This is a genomic window from Truepera radiovictrix DSM 17093 (genome assembly GCF_000092425.1).
In the GTDB taxonomy this organism is placed as follows: domain Bacteria; phylum Deinococcota; class Deinococci; order Deinococcales; family Trueperaceae; genus Truepera; species Truepera radiovictrix.
On the sequence record NC_014221.1, the window covers coordinates 1,734,149 to 1,750,697 of the forward strand.

Sequence of the window (16,549 nt, forward strand, 5' to 3'; positions counted from 1 at the left end):
TTCCTAAAGCTGCACCACCGCAGGAACCTGCCGAGGCTGGACCTTATACTGACCCATGCTCATCTACGGCAAACAGGCAGTTGCGGAGGCGCTGCGCGAGGGCGGCGTGCTGCGCCTTTTCGTCGCCCACGGCGTGCAGCCGGGGACCGTCAAACAGTTTGAGGCCCTCGCGCGCAAAGCCGGCGTCACGCTCGAGCGTGTCCCCCGCACCCAACTCGACCAAGCGCTCAAAACCACCCGGCATCAGGGCGTCGTCGCCGAGCTCCCCGAGCTCAGCTACGCCGACCCCGAAGCGCCTTTTACGCGCGCCGCGCGCCGCGGCGAAAAGCCCCTCCTGGTGCTTTTAGACGGCATCACCGACCCGCACAACTACGGCGCCATCATCCGCAGCGCCGAGGTCTTGGGGGCGCACGGCGTCGTCACCGAGGAGCGGCGCAGCGCCCCCCTCTCGGCCGTGGTCGCCAAGGTCTCGGCGGGGGCGAGCAGCCACCTGCCGCTCGTACAGGTGAAGAACCTGCCGCGCTACATGGAGGCGTTAAAGGCGCGCGGCGTCTGGCTCTACGGCGCCTCGGGGGACGCGGCCGCACTGCCGCAGCAGCTCGATTGGGACCGCCCCGCCGCGCTCGTGATCGGCGCCGAGGGCGCGGGTATGCGGCGCCTCGTGCGCGAGACGTGCGACGAGCTCGTCGCCATCCCGATGCGCGGCCAGGTGGCGTCGCTAAACGCCTCGGTCGCGGCGGGCATCTTGCTCTACGCGGCGCTCAGCTCGAGGTCCACTTGACGCCCTGACGCCTTGGGCAGGGCGGCGCGCGCCTGCGGGGTATAACGGGGCATGGCGAAAAAACTCAAGGCCAAAAGCCTCTTCGACCTCACCTTTGTCTCCGACGCGCGGCTTAGCCCCAACGGCCGACGGGCGGTAGCGGTGCACACGACCATCCAGACACCGCCCAAGGACCGAGAGGAGGCCGCTCCCGACGCCAACGCCGAAGCGGCACCCCGCTACGTCAGTCACCTCTTCCTCTACGACACCGCCGCAGCGGGACGCGCGCAGCAGCTCACCCAGGCGGGCGACGCCAACACGCACCCGCGCTTTAGCCCCAAAGGTGACGCCGTCGCCTTTTTGTCTAAGCGCGGGTCGCCGGGCGAGGCGGAGGGGGCGCAGCTCCACCTGCTGCCCCTTGCTGGCGGCGAGGCGCGGCGGCTCACCGACCTGCCAGCCGGCGTCACGGAGTTCTGCTGGCACCCTGGCGGCGAGCTGCTCGCGCTCGTCTCGCAAGGGGAGCGCGACACGGCCAAGGGCCGACCCAGGGTCATCGACCGGATGTTTTACAAGGGCGACGGCGTCGGTTTTCGGCCCTCGGGGAGCGCGCAGATCTACCTCTGCGACCTGAGCGGCGAGGTCACGAAGCTGACCAAGCTGCAGAGCAGCCCTAGCGGGCTCGTCTTCACGCCAGACGGCGCGGCGCTGCTCTTTACCGCCGCCGAGGACGAACGCGCGGCGGACGCCTGGCAGAGCCTCCTCTGGACGCTCCCCTTAGAGGACGCCAAGGGGGGTGGTTACAAGGGGGGCAGACCCACCCCCGTGGTGAGCAACCTCACCCGCGTCGCCGCGCCGAGCCCGAGCCCCGACGGCCGCTTCGTCGCCCTGCTCTCCCCTACCGATCAACGCAACTTCGGCACCCCGACGGGCCTATGGGTCGCGCCGCTAGCGGGCGGCGAGGCGCAGCTACTAACGGGGGACTTCGAGGCCACCTCGAGCGTCGCCGGCGACAGCCGCTACGGGGCCCTCCCCGAAACCCCCTGCTGGGACGGCGAGAGCGTCCTGGTCAACCTCAACCGCGAGGGGCGCAGCGGTTTGGCGCGCGTGTCGCTCTCAGGCCGCGTGCGCGCGCTGCACCGCGAGGGGCGCGCCGTCACCGGTTTTCACGCCCTCGGCGGCCGGGTGATCTTTACCGCCGAAACCCCCACCGAACCCGGTGAGCTGTTTTTTCGCGACGCGCGCGGCCAGGAGACGCGGCTCAGCGACGTCAACCGCGCCTTTACCGACGCGTACCGGCTGAGCGCGCCGAGCCCGGTGCAGCACGCCCGCGCCAAGGGGGGGCCCAGGGTCGCGTACTGGACCCTCGAGCCGCACAAGCCGCGCAAGGACCGCGCCTCGGTGCTGCAGGTGCACGGCGGCCCCCACACGAACTACGGCTACGGCTTTATGTTCGAATTTCAGCTGCTCGCCGCGCGCGGGTACCGGGTCGTCTACGGCAACCCGCGCGGCTCGTCGAGCTACGGCGCGGCCTTCGCCACCGCCCTCCAGGGGCGTTACGGGAGCGTCGACGCCGACGACGTGCTCGCGGTCGCCGACGCCGCGCAGCGAAGCCACGCCGACCCCGAAGCGCCCCTGCACCTCACCGGCGGCTCGTACGGCGGCTTTATGACCAACTGGCTGCTCGGCCACACGAACCGCTTCCGCTCGGCGGTGACGCAGCGCTCGATCAGCAACTGGACGTCGTTTTACGGCACCTCCGACATCGGCTACCAGTTTGCCCCCGTGGAGGTCGGGGGGGCCCCCTGGGAGAAGCTGCAGGCGCTCTGGGACCAGAGCCCCCTCAAGTACGTCGCCAACATCCAGACGCCCCTGCTGATCCTCCACGCCGAAGCCGATCACCGCTGCCCCATCGAACAGGCCGAGCAGCTCTACATCGCCCTCAAAGCGCTCGGTAAACCGACGCGCTTTATCCGTTTCCCCGACGAAGGGCACGAGCTGTCGCGCTCGGGGCGCCCCGACCGCCGCGTCGCGCGGCTTGAAGCCCTCCTCGAGTGGTTTGAAAGCCATCCCTAGGGGGGTGGCGGCTGGCGCGGTGACGCAAGGCCGCAGCGGGGTGTGACGGTTTTTTTAACGCGCTTTAACGAGACCGCTACACTACCCGCTATGGAACCCAAACTCCGCCGCGGAACCGCTGGGGCGCGCCCCGCACCCCACCCCGCCCCGAGCGCCCCCCGCACCCCGCCGCGCAGCGCCTGGCGCCCTCCCGCCCAGTCCGCACCGAGCCTGCCGCTCATCGTCGAGGCGCCGCAACGGCGGCGCGTCACGATGTTCTCGAAAAACCTCCTCGGCGGGGGCGCGGAGCGGGTCGCGGTAAACCTCCTGCAGGCGCTGCCGCGCGAGCTCTTCGACCTCGAGCTCGTCCTCGTCGAGGCGTGGGGGGCGTTTTTGGACCGCGTCCCCAGCGACGTGCCGCTCACCGACCTCGCCAAGGGCAAAGCCGTCTCGAAAGCGATCGTGCCGCTCGCCCGTCACCTGCAAAAGCACCGCCCCGACGTGCTGTTGTCGCACCTCGCGCACGCGAATGTCGCGGCGGTGTTGGCGCGCGAGCTCGCGCGCGTGCCGACCAAGGTAGTCTTGGTCGAACACAACGACCTCTCGAGCTTGGCGCACAAGCAGCGCTCGCTGCCGAGTCGGCTGCTGCAGCGCTTTAAGGCGGACGTCTACGGGCGCGCCGACGCGGTGATCGGCGTTTCCCGGGGCGTCTGCAGCTACGTCGAGCGCAGCTTCGGGGTCGCCGACGAACGCCTGCACACGATCTACAACCCCGTCGTCAGCGATGAGCTCATCGCCAAGTCGTACGAGCCCGTCACCCACCCCTTTTTCGCGGCGGGCGGCCCGCCCGTACTGCTCGCGGCGGGCCGGATGAGCGAGGAGAAAAACTACCCGCTGCTCCTAAGGGCCTTTCGGGCGCTCCGGCAGCGGCGCGCGTGCAAGCTCATCATCCTGGGTCAGGGGCGCCTCAAAGCGGCGCTCGAGGCCGAGGCGCGGGCGCTCGGGCTAGAAAGCGAGGTCGCTTTCCCGGGTTTTGTCGCCAACCCGTACGCCTACATGCGCCGCGCGAGCGCGCTCGTCGTCTCCTCCGACCGCGAGGGGCTGCCGACGGTGCTCATCGAGGCGATGGCGTGCGGCTGTCCGGTGGTCTCCACCGACTGCCCAAGCGGGCCGCGCGAGATCCTCGAGGGGGGGCGTTGGGGGCCCTTGGTGGCGGTCGGCGACGCCGAGGCGCTCGCCGAGGCGACCCTAAGGACGCTCGCGGACCCCGTACCCGCAGAGGCGCTCGAGCGGCGCGCGGCGGCCTTTTCGTTCGACAACGCCATCACCGCCTACACCGCCCTCCTGCGGGCGCTGTGAGGTGCGCGTGAGCGGGCTTTACGGGGGCGCCTCGGGCCTCTTTTGGCAGCTCCCTTATGGCCTGCGCCGCAACGCCGCGCGCGTCGCCTTCCCGCGCCGCTACGCGGCGCTGCAGCGGCTGCGCTCGCCCGAAGCGGGGGGGGCGTTGGCGCCCTTTTTCAGGCACCGCTGCCTCTTTATCCACGTGCCGAAAGCCGCGGGGCTCTCGGTCGGCAAGGGGCTCTTCGGCGCGGCGACCGGCCACCACCGCACGGTCGCCGGGTATCAGCTGCTCCTTAGCCGCAGCGAGTTCGAGGCCTTTTTCAAGTTCGCCTTCGTGCGCAACCCCTGGGACCGCCTCGCCTCCGCCTTTTTCTTCCTTAAAAGCGGGGGGCTCCACGACACCGACGCGCGCTGGGCGGCCGAGCACCTCGCCCCCTACGCCACCTTCGAGGCGTTCGTCACGGGTTGGGTCAACCGTCACAACGTCCACAGCTGGGTGCACTTTAGGCCGCAGCACCACTACCTCTGCCTCCCCGGACGACGGGAGCTGCTGCTTGACTTCGTGGGCTTTTTTGAAAACCTGGCGAGCGACTACGAGCTCATCCGTGCGCGCCTCGGCACCGGCGAGCCGCTGCCGGCCGAGAACGTCACCCGCGCGCGCCGCGACTTCCGCGAGCTCTACACCCCCGAGATGCGCGAGATCGTCGCGCGGGTCTACCGCGAGGACATCGCGCTGTTGGGCTACACCTTCGACAACAGCTCGCTCGCGGCGCAGCTCGCTCGGCGCCCCGCGCTTTAGGGATCCCCTTGGAGCGCCTCCGCTTCCCCGTAGAGGGTCGCTACGAGCGTGCGGGGGCCGCCGCGGTTGCGGTGCTCACAGAGGTAGAGCCCCTGCCACGTGCCCAGCGCCAGGCGCCCCTCAGAGACCGGCAGCAGGAGCGAAAACCCCATGAGCGAGCCCTTGAGGTGCGCGGGCATGTCGTCGGGGCCCTCGAGGGTGTGCTCGAAATAGGGCGCTTCGGGGACCAACACGTTGAGGTGCCGCTCGAAGTCGCCGCGCACCTCCGGCGAGGCGTTTTCGTTGACCGTCAAACTCGCCGAGGTGTGCTGGATAAAGAGGTGCAACAGCCCGACGCGCAGCGCCCTGAGCTCGGGGAGCTGCGCGAGAACCTCGTCGGTGATCAGGTGAACCCCACGGGGCTTGGGGGCGAGCGCGAAGCGCTTTTGCGTCCAGGTCATAGCCGAGGCTAGCACGGCGGCGCGCTGCGGGCTAGAGCTTGCGCAGATGCACCGCCTGCACGCGGTGGTCCGCCCCTTTGCGCAGGATGAGCCGCGCGCGCTCACGGGTCGGGGCGATGTTTTCGCGCAAGTTCACCAGGTTGATCTCGCGCCAGATGCTCGAGGCGACCTCCCGCGCACGCTCATCCGAAAGCGACGCGAGGTGGTGAAAGTACGATTCGGGGCGCCTAAAGGCCGTCTCTTTAAGTTTCAAAAAGCGCTCGGTGTACCAGCTGTGTAAGAGCGCCTCGTCGGCGTCGACGTAGATGGAGAAGTCGAAAAAGTCGGAGACGAAGGCCCGCTCCGCCCCGCCCCGCTGCAGCACGTTAAGCCCCTCCAGGATCAAGATGTCGGGTTTTGACACGGTGATCACCTCGTCGGGCACGATGTCGTAGCTGAGGTGTGAATAGACGGGCGCAGTGACCCCCTCGCGGCCCGACTTGATGTCGGCCACGAAGCGGAGCAGACGGCGCTGGTCATAGGACTCCGGAAACCCCTTGCGGCGCATGAGGCCGCGCGCCTCGAGCACGCGGTTGGGGTAGAGAAAGCCGTCGGTGGTCACCAGGTCGACCTTGGGGTGGTCGGGCCAGCGCGACAGCAGCGCCTGCAGCACGCGCGCGGTGGTGCTCTTGCCGACCGCCACGCTGCCCGCGATACCGATGACGAAGGGCACCATCGCCGCCGGTTTGCCCAAAAACGCGTCGGTGACCCGAAAGAGCTCCTGCGCTTTGGCGACGTAGAGGTTGAGAAGCCGCGACAGCGGCAGGTAGACCTCGGCGACCTCGTCTAAAGAGAGCGCCTCGTTGAGGCCGCGTAGCTGCGCGACGTCCTCGGCCGAGAGCGTCAGCGGGGTCGCGTTACGCAGCTCGGACCAAGCCGCGCGGTCGAAGTGCAGGTAGGGGGAGACGGGCATAACCAAGCCAGCTTATTATGAGGCGCGCCACCTAGAGGCTGTTTGGACGTTTGCAGGTTCTGCGAACGTCTTATCCCCTTCGGCTTCCGCGTGAGCCGCCGGGGGGCTGGTAGCCTGTAGCTCGTGGCCTGTGGACCACGAGCTGCACGTCAGTAGGTGACCGGCTCAGCCCGGGCGCCCAGCTCATAGGGGCGCTGCCCTCGCGCAGCATCCCCACCGGGGGACGCCTCTAGTGAGGCTGAGTGCTCATAGGGGCGCTGCCCCGCCTCTAGTGAGGCTGAGTGCTCACAGGGGCGCTGCCCTCGCGGGGCGCCCCCTTCGCGTAGCACTCCCTCCGCAACAGCAGGTCCATTGGGCCAGGGCGCCGCCTCCTATGCTGGCGGACGCTTCGCTCGGCACGTCGTGACGCTCCGGGGAGCAAGGGCGCCTCTCGTGAGGTTGAGTGTGGCGCTGAGCTCAGGCTACGCGCTTGCTGGACGCCAGACCAGCGGTTTGACCGAGCACGCAGGTCAACAGAACCTATCGCCCCTAAGGCGCGCCAGCAGCGTTCGGCCCTGCGACTCGAACGCCACGTCGGCGTGCGCGCGCGCCCACACCACGGTTGAGAGCGCGTGGAGCGCCGCGAGGCGCGCCACAAGGGCCTCCTCGAGCGCCGTCAGGGAACGGCCATAGCCCACGAAAAAGCTCCGGGCCAAGTCGGGGCGCGCCCACCACGCCGTGCACCAGAGCTTTAGCACGTCTGTAAGCCAGAGGTCGGCTTTGGCGTGCTCGAAGTCGATGACGTAGAGCGCGCCGCCCGAAACGAGCCAGTTGCGCGGGGTAAAGTCGCCGTGGGTGGGCACGCGCGGGATCGCCGCCGCGCGCGCGAGCCCGGCGGCCTCGGCGGCTTGCGCGCGCACCCAGTCCACCAGCTCCGCCTCCACGAGCCCGTGCGCGCGCTCGCACCACGCCTGGGCGCGCCGGCGCAGCGCCTCGGCGAGCGGCATGGGGTCGTGCTCCACCAAGGGCTGGGCGTGCAGCGCGCGCAAAAAGGCCCCGGCCTGGCGGTAGAGCGACGCCTCCTCGTCCGGCGTGAGCGCCGCGCTCTGCACGAGGGCACCGGGCCTGGCCCCCAAGAGGAGCGCGGCCGGCGCCTCGCACACGGCGATCAGCTCAGGAACCCACTTCTGAAGCCCCGGCAGGTACGCGCGGTAGGCGCGTTCCTCCTGGCGGAACTTGCGCGGCTGGTGGTAGGCTTTGAGGAACGCGCGCCGCCCGCTCGCCTCGAGCACCCACACGCTGGACTCGGCGTGGTCCCACCCGCAAAAGCGCGCCCGCAGCCCCTGGCCGAGGTGAGCAGCGGCAAACGCCTCTAAAGCGGGTGGCAAGCAACGAGCGGGCACCCTTCCAGCTTACCCGCCGGCCGGCCCCTCGGCTGCCGTTCGCCGTCCCCCATTTGCAAGCCAGCGTTTGAAGCGCGCCCTGGCGCCGTGTTAGAGTAGAACGTTAGGTGCAGCTTAACAGCTGCACCTAAGTACGGGGAGCGCGGTCCCCCCACCCTATCGGGGTGCGGCTGCTCTCTGCCAGAAAGAGGCTATCTATGGCGTTAACGAAAGAGCGAAAAACGGAGCTTGTGAGCGAGTTCGGCGGCAGCGCGCAGAACACGGGGTCGACCGAGGTGCAGATCGCGCTCCTTACCGAGCGGATCAACAGCTTAAGCGAACACCTCAAGGTCAACCGCAAAGACCACCACAGCCGCCGCGGGCTCCTCATGATGGTCGGACGCCGCAAGCGTCTCCTTAAATACCTTGAGCAACGCGACTTCGAGGGGTACAAGGCGCTCATCGGGCGCCTCGGGCTGCGCCGCTAGGTTGCGACACCTCCGGACGCGCCACAAGCAGCCGTCTAGAGGTCGCTAGGCTGTCGTGGGCGAGGCCGCTGGGGTCTCGCCCCGCTTTTTTTCATCTCGTTCATCTCGCGCCCCACACTGGCCAACACCTGCTGCCAGGGGTTTTTAGACGCTATAAATAAAGACGCCACAACGCGCGGCGCGTCACAGGAGCGCCCGAGGGACAAACGAGGAACTTTGCCGGACCCGCCCCGCATCACGGCTGCCGGCACAACACGACGAGGAGACGATGTGAACATCCCCACCGCCAAACGCTACAGCACCCTCTTGGGAGGGCGCGAACTCATCATCGAGACGGGCAAATACGCCAAGCTCGTCGCGGGGAGCGTCACCGTGCGCTACGGCGACACGGTGGTGCTGGTGACCGCGCACATGTCGGACACCGCCGCCGACACCGACTTTTTACCCCTCACCGTCGAGTACGAAGAGCGCCACTACGCCATCGGTAAGATCCCGGGCTCGTTTCAGCGCCGCGAGGGGCGTCCCGGGACCCAAGCGACGCTCAACGCCCGCATCACCGACCGGCAGATCCGCCCGCTCTTCCCCAAGGGGTTGCGCAACGAGGTGCAGGTGATCATCACCGTGCTCTCGGCCGACCGCGAAAACGACCCCGCGATGATCGCCGCCATCGGCGCCTCGGCGGCGCTCTCGATCTCCAACATCCCCTGGGACGGCCCGACGGCGTGCGTCAGCGTCGGGTATGTGGACGGCCAGTACGTCCTCTACCCGAGCCTGCAGACGCTCGCCGACTCGCAGCTCGAGCTGACCGTGGCCGCCTCCGAAGACGCCGTGTTGATGGTCGAAGCGAGCGCCGACGAACTCCCCGAAGACACTATGGTCGGCGCGATCACCTTTGCCCAGCGCGAGATGCAGGGCGTGATCGAGCTCATCAAGCGGATGCGCGCGGAGATCGGTCAGGAAAAGCTCCCCGTCGAACCCCCGCTGAGCCCCTCGGAGGAGGACAAGGAGCGCCTGTACCAAGAGGCGGTCGCCGCGGGTCTTAAAGAGGTGCTCTTAACCCCCAGCAAAAAGGAGCGCAGCGCCAAGACAAAAGCCCTTCGCGACGCGCTCATCAGCAAGCACGTGCCGGAGGTCGCGAACGAGGAGGACGCGCGGCGCGTCGCGCTCCTTAAGGAGGCCTTTGCGAGCGCGGTGCAGCGCGAGTCGCGGCGGATGATCCTCGAGGAGGATCTGCGCGCCGACGGTCGGGCGCCAGAAGACATCCGCCCCATCTGGATCGAGGTCGGCGTGCTCCCCAAGACGCACGGCAGCGCCGTCTTTACCCGCGGCGAGACGCAGGTGCTGGGCGTCACCACGCTCGGCACCGGCAAAGACGACCGCTTGATCGACGACCTGGGGCTCGAGACCAGCGAGACGTTTATGCTGCACTACAACTTCCCGCCCTTCTCGACGGGGGAGGTCAAGCGGCTCCGGGGCGTGTCGCGGCGCGAGCTCGGCCACGGCAACTTAGCGCGGCGCGCGCTCGAGCGGATGATGCCCTCGCAAGACACCTTCGGCTACGTCGTGCGGGTCGTCGCCGAGACGTTAGAGAGCAACGGTTCGTCGTCGATGGCCTCGGTCTGCGCCGCGACGCTCTCGATGATGGACGCGGGCGTACCCCTCAAAAAGCCGGTCGCCGGTATCGCCATGGGGCTCATTAAAGAGGGCGACACCTACAAGATCCTCTCCGACATCCTGGGCTCCGAAGACGCGCTCGGCGACATGGACTTCAAGGTCACCGGTACCCACGACGGGGTCACGGCGCTGCAGATGGACATCAAGATTAAGGGCATCACCCCCGAGATCATGCGCGCGGCGCTCGAGCAGGCGCGGGTGGGGCGGCGCCACATCCTGAACCTCATGGACGAGGTTTTAAGCGCGCCGCGGAGCGAAGTCTCCAAAAACGCGCCGCGCATCCTCACGGTGCAGATCCCGGTCGACAAGATCGGCGCCGTGATCGGGCCCGGCGGCAAGCAGATCCGCGAGCTCGAGGCCCTGGGGGTGCAGATCGACATCGAAGAGAGCGGCCTCGTCAAGATCTACTCGGAGGAGGCGAGCGCCGCCGAAGCGGTCAGGGAGCAGATCGAAGCGCTCACCGCTACCCCCGAAGTCGGTAAGACCTACGACGGTCGGGTCGCCAAGATCACCGAGTTCGGCGCCTTCGTCACCCTCTTCCCCGGGACCGACGGGCTGCTGCACATCTCGCAGATCGCCGAGGAGCGGGTGCACAACATCGAGGACTACCTCAAGGTGGGCGACACGCTCAAGGTCAAAATCGCCGGCATCGACAGCCGCGGCAAGCTCGACCTCGTGCGCCCCGAACTCGAGGGCAAAGTGCCCCCCCGCGCGGGTCGCACCGGGAGTCCGCGCGGAGGCCGTCCCGACGGCCGTAACGGCGGTGGGCGCCGCTAAGGGCGCCCACCCACCGCGTCACGTCGCGTGACCCGCAGGCCGCCCCACCCCCCTCGAGTGGGGCGACCTGCCGTCACGACCTTAGCGACATCACCTTGCCGGGCGGCTGTGAGCGCTTTAGGCAACCCCGCAGCGCGCGAACGCGCGGCGCGGGCTCGAGGGGCCGTAACACCCTACGGTATCCAAAGGAGCACGATGAACCGAACCCGTAAACACCCCGCCGGCGCGAAGGGAAGCGCCGGGCGGAGCACCGACAAAGAAGCCGCGCAGAGCGCCCCCAAAGCGCTCCGCATCATCCCCTTGGGGGGCATGGGCGAGATCGGCAAAAACATGTTCGCCGTCGAGTACGAAGATGAGATCCTGCTCATCGACGGCGGCCTCGCGTTTCCCGACGCCGACATGCTGGGCGTCGACATCCTGGTACCCAAGATCGACTACGTGGTCGAAAACGCCGCGCGCGTCAAGGGCTGGGTGCTGACCCACGGTCACGAGGACCACATCGGCGGCATCCCCTACATGCTCAAACTGCTCCCCAAGATCCCCATGTACGGCGCCAAGCTGACCCTGGGGCTACTGCGCGGCAAGTTCGAGGAGTTCAAGCTCAAAGAGAGCGACGCCGATCTGCGCGAGATCTCGACCGATGAGCGCATCAAGATCTCCAAGTACTTTACCGTCGACTTTTTCCGGATGACGCACTCCATCCCCGACAACTCGGGGCTGATTATCCACACCCCCTTGGGCCGCGTCGTGCACTCGGGCGACTTCAAGCTCGACTACAACCCCGCCGACGGCAAGACGAGCCACCTGCACAAGCTCGCCCAAGCCGGGCAAGAGGGGGTCTTGGCGCTCATCTCGGATTCGACCAACGCCGAACGCCCCGGTTACACCCCGAGCGAGCGCGACGTGATGAACGGCTTTGAGCAGCTCGTCAAAGACGCCAAGGGCCGGGTGATCGTCACCACCTTCGCCTCGCACATCCACAGGTTGCAGAACTTTATCCGCGTCGCCGAACGCTACGACCGCCGGGTGATCGTCGAGGGGCGCTCGATGGTCAAAAACACCCGCATCGCGCAGGAGCTCGGCTACCTAGAGACCAAACACCCCCTAGCCAGCCCCGACGACCTCGCCGAACTCGCCGACGACAAGATCCTGTTTCTCTGCACCGGCTCTCAGGGGCAGCCGATGGCCGCCCTTTCGCGGCTCGCCGCGGGCACCCACAAGAAGATCAGCCTCAAACCGGGCGACACCGTGATCCTGTCATCGAACCCCATCCCCGGCAACGAGGAGGCGGTCGGGCGGGTCATCAACCAGCTCTACGCGCGCGGGGTCAACGTCTTCTACCCCCCCACCTACCGCGTGCACGCTTCGGGGCACGCCTCGCAAGAGGAGCTCAAGCTCATCTTGGACCTCACGAGACCCAAGTTCTTTATCCCGTGGCACGGCGAGGTGCGGCACCAGCTCAACCACCAAAAGCTCGCCGCGGGGATGGCGACGCCGCCCCTAAAGAGCGTCATCGCGGAAAACGGCGACATCTTGGAGCTCACCCGCAACGACCTCAAAAAGGTCGGGCAGGTCGACGCCGGCGTGCTCTACATCGACGCGGTCGGCAAGAGCAGCGAGGAGATCACCGAACCGATCATCCGCGACCGGCAGACGCTCTCCTCGGAGGGCGTGGTGGTCATCATGGCGCTCGCCGGGCGCAACCCCTCGGTCGAGGTCATCACCCGCGGGGTGTCGCAAAACCACCGCGAGCTCAACAGCGAGATCGAAAAGATCGCGCTCGAGAACCTTAAGCGCGGCGTCCGCGAAAAGCGCACCCTGTCCGACATCCGCGACGACATCTTCTACCCCGTGCGCCGCTATTTGCGCAAGACCACGGGCCGAAACCCGCTCATCGTACCGACGGTGATCGAGGGCTAAGCTGGCTCAAGGGCGACGACACGGGAGGCGGCGCGTCCGCCTCCCGTTTTTTCGCGTGCCCCGTTTGAGCTTAAGAGCAGCAGGCGTCCTCGAAGCGCCCCCTTGCGCCGTAAGGCGGGGCACGTCCAGGCTCCGCACTCAGCCGCCCTTTGAGCTCGTGGAGGTCCCGCCTGAGGACCGCCGCCACGAGGTTAGCGCCCTCCTCGGGGAGGGTACCGCGCTCGCGCTCGAGCGCTTTCAGGGCGCCCTCGAGCCGCCACACCTCGCGCCTAAGCGCGAGGCGCCTCCAGAGGTTGATCGGTCGCGGCGATAGCCTCATCGGTCGTCCCGTTTTCCCGTCACCGTCAGGCATCTCCCCCTTCCCGTACACCTCGCGCTTAGCGCCCGGACATCCGGTTCAGGTGTTCGGGATAGCGGTCCCCTTGCACGCTCACCGTTGCAAGCGCGCCCTCTAAAGCCTCTACGTCCTCGGGCGTCAAGGGCACGTCGAGCGCGCCGAGGTTTTCGTCGAGGCGCTCGAGCTTCCGCGTCCCCGGGATCGGCACGATCCACGGCCGCTGCGCCAGGACCCACGCCAGGGCGATCTGGGCCGGCGTGGCCCCCTTCTCCCGCCCGAACTGCGCGAGCAGCGCGATCAGCGCCCGGTTGGCCTTACGCGCTTCCGGGGAAAAGCGCGGGAGCTGGTTGCGGATGTCAGCGGCGTCAAAGGTCGTGGTCTCGTCGATCTTACCCGTCAGGTAACCCCGCCCCAGCGGGCTATAGGCCACCAAACCGATACCGAGCGCCTCACAGGTCGGGAGCACGTCCGCTTCTACCTCGCGCCACCACAAGGAGTACTCACTCTGCACCGCGGTGACCGGCTGCACGGCGTGGGCGCGCCGGATGGTCTCGGCGCTCGCTTCGGAGAGGCCGAAGTGCTTGACCCACCCGGCCTCGATCAGCTCCTTAACGGCCCCCGCGACGTCCTCGATGGGCACCTCGGGGTCGACGCGGTGCTGATAGAAGAGGTCGATGGCGTCGACCCGGAGCCGCTTCAGCGACGCTTCGGCGACCCGCCTAATCCTCTCCGGCCGGCTGTCGAGCCCGACCTCGGGGCTCGGCCCCGTCTCGGGGTCGTGTTTGAAACCGAACTTGGTGGCGATGACGACCTCGCCCCGGAAGGGCTCGAGCGCTTTGCCCACGAGCGCTTCGTTGGTAAAGGGGCCGTAGACCTCGGCGGTGTCGAAAAAGGTGACGCCGCGCTCGACGGCCGCGCGCAACAAGGCGATCATCTCCCCCTCGTCGGGCAGGACGTCGACGTGATGGGTCATCCGCATGCAGCCGAGGCCGAGGGCTGAAACCTCCAGGTTGTTACCGAGTTGCCGCGTTTGCATCGTCTCTCCTAACGGCGTTGACGCCATAGACCTTGTGAACGACAACCTTGTGAACGACCGGCGCGCGGCGCTACCGGTGGCCGACGACCGCGTGCGGCACGTACGGCTCCTCGAGGTACGTGACCTCCTCCGGGGTCAGCTTGACCGCGAGCGCACCGACCGCGTCCTCGAGGTGGCTGAGCTTCGTCGCCCCGACGACGGGGGCCGCTACCGGTTCTTTGTGCAAAAGCCAGGCGAGGGCGATTTGCGCGCGCGGCACCCCGTGCCCCGCGGCGACCTCTGCGACCCGCGCCACGACCTGTCGGTCGGCGTCTTCGGTGGCGCCGTACTTGCTTTTGGCGATCTCGTCAGTTGCGGCGCGGAGCGAACTGTCCGCGCTCCAGTCGCGGGCCAGGCGGCCGGAGGCGAGCGGGCTGTAGGGCGTCACCCCGATCCCCTCGGCGCGGCAGAGGGGCAGCATCTCCCGCTCCTCTTCGCGGTAGAGCAGGTTGAGGTGGTTTTGCATGGAGATAAAGCGGGTGAGGCCGCGCTTTTCGGCGACGTAAAGCGCCCGCTGAAACTGCCACGCCCACATGGCCGACGCCCCGATGTAGCGGGCCTGACCCGCTCGCACCACGTCGTGAAGCGCCGCCATCGTCTCCTCGATGGGGGTCTCGTCGTCCCAGCGGTGGATGATGTAGAGGTCGACGTAGTCCGTCCCGAGCCGCTCGAGGCTCCTTTCGATCTCGCTTAAGATCGCCTTGCGCGACAACCCGCCGCCGTTGGGCCCGTCGCGCATCCTGCCGTGCACCTTGGTAGCGATCACGACCTCGTCGCGCTTGGCGAAGTCTTTAAGGGCGCGCCCCAAGATCTCCTCGCTCACCCCGAGGGAGTAGACGTTGGCGGTGTCGAAAAAGTTGACGCCGAGCTCGAGCGCTTTACGGATGACCGGCCGGCTGCTCTGCTCGTCGAGCACCCACTTGTGTAGCCAACGCGTGGCGTCCCCAAAGCCCATGCACCCGAGGCAGATGCGCGACACCTCTAGGCCGCTACGGCCGAGTTTCGTGTAGTCCACGCGCGCTTCCCCTTTCATCACCAGCTACGGCCATGGCTGCTGTGAGCCAGTTGACTCGTAGCGAAAACGGCTCACGTGTCGCGCCTCGCTCTTCCCAGCCGCTTCACGACCTCCGGGTCGCGGTGGTCGAAGAAGCTGCTGGTCTTGGTGTCGAGCGTCCCGATCGCCGCCATGGCTTCCGGGTCCAGGTCGAAGTCGAACACGTCGAAGTTCTCCTCGATGCGTTCCTTGCGGACCGACTTGGGGATCGCCACGACCCCGCGCTGGGTCAGCCAACGCAGAATGGTCTGCGCCACGGTTTTGTGATACTTGCTCGCAACGGAGCGCAACACCTCGTTGTTGAACACGTCGTGCTTGCCCTCGGCGAAGGGTGCCCAGGCCTCGAGCTGTACCCCGTTGTCCCGCAAAAACTGCTGCGTTTCGACCTGCTGATGAAAGGGGTGCGTCTCAATCTGGTTTACCGCCGGGACGATCTCGTGGTGTATGATCAAGTCCATCAACCGATCAGGGTAGAAGTTGCTGACCCCAATGGCGCGTACCCTACCCTCCCGGTAAAGCTCCTCCATCGCCCGCCAGGAACCGTAGACGTCCCCGAAGGGCTGGTGGATGAGATACAGGTCGAGATACGCTAAGCCCAGACGCTGCAGCGACCGTTCAAACGCCGCCTTGGTACGCTCATACCCAGCATCTTGAATCCAGAGCTTGGTGGTGACGAACAGCTCGTCTCGGGCTACGCCACTGCGTTTGATGGCGTTACCGACCGCCGCCTCGTTGCCGTATGCGGCGGCGGTGTCGATCAGGCGGTAGCCTGTGCGTAGTGCCGCATAGACGCTCCTTTCGCACACCTCGGCGTCCGGTATCTGAAAAACACCGAAGCCCAACAAAGGCATCTCCACACCGTTATTGAGGGTTACCGACGGGGTCGTTGACACGTCCACATCTCCTTGTCGAACCTGTTGGAGCGCCGTTGGCCTCGCGAGGTCGGCAGGACTTTTGGCGCTGTGCAGCCCCGCCCGGGCGGCTCTAGACTGACTGCGCTCAGCAAGATTACCGCGATACCGCAGCCCCCTCCCCTTGCGCTTCCGGCCTCGTCAACTGCGCCTTCGACGCTCTTAACGCGTCGCGAACCGAACGGGCAGCTTCACCGACGGCGCGCGCCCGCTCGAGGTCGCCCGCCTCGACCGCCCGCCAATAGGCGATCTTGGCGTCGATGTAGCGCCGGCGCAGCTCGAGGTTGCGGGCCTCCTCCTCGAGCCGCTGCTTGTAGCTCTCGAAGAGCTCGAGCTGCGCCGGCGCCGCACCCCTGCCCCCTTCGCGGCGGCGCAAGTAGGCGCGCATGTCCTCGATCGACATGCCCATGGCGCTCAGGCAAGCCACCGAGACCGCGTGGTCGATGTCGGCCTCCGTGTACCGGCGGTGCTTGCTGCTCGGGTCGCGGCCGACGGGCCCCATGAGGCCGATCGCCTCGTAGTAGCGCAGCGTGCTCTCGGGCAGCCCGCTCAGGCGAGCCGCCTCCCGGATCGAATAGCTCGGGTCCCTCGTCGGCGTGCTCATGCGC

At 67.5% G+C, this 16,549-nt stretch carries 15 protein-coding genes; 7 read left to right on the plus strand and 8 right to left on the minus strand.

Annotated elements, in window-relative coordinates; all coding sequences use genetic code 11:
- Positions 1-55: 55 nt before the first annotated feature.
- The 4 genes from rlmB (at position 56) to TRAD_RS08010 (ending at position 4,952) form a co-directional block, all read left to right on the plus strand.
- On the plus strand, positions 56-781 hold the full coding sequence (rlmB, locus tag TRAD_RS07995) for a 23S rRNA (guanosine(2251)-2'-O)-methyltransferase RlmB (RefSeq protein WP_013178101.1): 726 nt from the start codon (positions 56-58) through the stop codon (positions 779-781).
- 51 nt (positions 782-832) lie between these two features.
- Positions 833-2,833, plus strand: coding sequence for a S9 family peptidase (locus TRAD_RS08000; RefSeq protein ID WP_013178102.1), 2,001 nt, complete (start codon positions 833-835; stop codon positions 2,831-2,833).
- A gap of 90 nt (positions 2,834-2,923) precedes the next feature.
- Positions 2,924-4,171, plus strand: a complete 1,248-nt coding sequence (locus TRAD_RS08005; protein ID WP_013178103.1) for a glycosyltransferase — start codon at positions 2,924-2,926, stop codon at positions 4,169-4,171.
- Positions 4,172-4,178: 7 nt separating this feature from the next.
- Positions 4,179-4,952 (plus strand): sulfotransferase family 2 domain-containing protein, encoded by a 774-nt coding sequence (locus TRAD_RS08010; RefSeq protein WP_013178104.1) that lies wholly within the window; start codon positions 4,179-4,181, stop codon positions 4,950-4,952.
- On the opposite strand, the gene TRAD_RS08015 is transcribed toward TRAD_RS08010, so the two are convergent.
- The 3 genes from TRAD_RS08015 to TRAD_RS15245 all read right to left on the minus strand — a co-directional run bounded on the left by TRAD_RS08015 (position 4,949) and on the right by TRAD_RS15245 (position 7,726).
- Entirely contained in the window at positions 4,949-5,392 is a 444-nt protein-coding gene (locus TRAD_RS08015; RefSeq protein ID WP_013178105.1) for a secondary thiamine-phosphate synthase enzyme YjbQ, read from the minus strand. The genes TRAD_RS08010 and TRAD_RS08015 overlap by 4 nt on opposite strands.
- A 31-nt stretch (positions 5,393-5,423) precedes the next feature.
- Entirely contained in the window at positions 5,424-6,344 is a 921-nt protein-coding gene (gene coaA, locus TRAD_RS08020; protein WP_013178106.1) for a type I pantothenate kinase, read from the minus strand.
- Between the two features lie 509 nt (positions 6,345-6,853).
- Positions 6,854-7,726: an aminoglycoside phosphotransferase family protein gene (locus TRAD_RS15245; protein ID WP_013178107.1), complete on the minus strand. Its 873-nt coding sequence runs from the start codon at positions 7,724-7,726 to the stop codon at positions 6,854-6,856.
- Between the two features lie 197 nt (positions 7,727-7,923).
- Between TRAD_RS15245 and rpsO the strand changes: the two genes are divergently transcribed.
- From rpsO to TRAD_RS08040, 3 genes are all read left to right on the plus strand, one after another.
- Positions 7,924-8,193: a 30S ribosomal protein S15 gene (gene rpsO / locus TRAD_RS08030; protein ID WP_013178108.1), complete on the plus strand. Its 270-nt coding sequence runs from the start codon at positions 7,924-7,926 to the stop codon at positions 8,191-8,193.
- Positions 8,194-8,463: 270 nt separating this feature from the next.
- Positions 8,464-10,644, plus strand: coding sequence for a polyribonucleotide nucleotidyltransferase (gene pnp, locus TRAD_RS08035; RefSeq protein WP_013178109.1), 2,181 nt, complete (start codon positions 8,464-8,466; stop codon positions 10,642-10,644).
- Positions 10,645-10,839: 195 nt separating this feature from the next.
- Positions 10,840-12,564 (plus strand): ribonuclease J, encoded by a 1,725-nt coding sequence (locus TRAD_RS08040; RefSeq protein ID WP_013178110.1) that lies wholly within the window; start codon positions 10,840-10,842, stop codon positions 12,562-12,564.
- A 70-nt stretch (positions 12,565-12,634) separates the two neighbouring features.
- Here the strand turns inward: TRAD_RS08040 and TRAD_RS08045 are convergent, their stop codons facing one another.
- The 5 genes from TRAD_RS08045 to TRAD_RS08065 all read right to left on the minus strand — a co-directional run bounded on the left by TRAD_RS08045 (position 12,635) and on the right by TRAD_RS08065 (position 16,545).
- On the minus strand, positions 12,635-12,883 hold the full coding sequence (locus TRAD_RS08045) for a hypothetical protein (protein WP_013178111.1): 249 nt from the start codon (positions 12,881-12,883) through the stop codon (positions 12,635-12,637).
- A gap of 58 nt (positions 12,884-12,941) precedes the next feature.
- Positions 12,942-13,937 carry an aldo/keto reductase gene (locus tag TRAD_RS08050; RefSeq protein WP_013178112.1) on the minus strand — a complete coding sequence of 332 codons (996 nt, stop codon included), beginning with the start codon at positions 13,935-13,937 and terminating at the stop codon, positions 12,942-12,944.
- 70 nt (positions 13,938-14,007) lie between these two features.
- Entirely contained in the window at positions 14,008-14,991 is a 984-nt protein-coding gene (locus tag TRAD_RS08055; protein WP_041947797.1) for an aldo/keto reductase, read from the minus strand.
- 71 nt (positions 14,992-15,062) lie between these two features.
- Positions 15,063-15,923 (minus strand): aldo/keto reductase, encoded by an 861-nt coding sequence (locus TRAD_RS08060; RefSeq protein ID WP_013178114.1) that lies wholly within the window; start codon positions 15,921-15,923, stop codon positions 15,063-15,065.
- Between the two features lie 115 nt (positions 15,924-16,038).
- On the minus strand, positions 16,039-16,545 hold the full coding sequence (locus TRAD_RS08065; RefSeq protein ID WP_013178115.1) for a MerR family transcriptional regulator: 507 nt from the start codon (positions 16,543-16,545) through the stop codon (positions 16,039-16,041).
- Positions 16,546-16,549 lie beyond the last annotated feature (4 nt).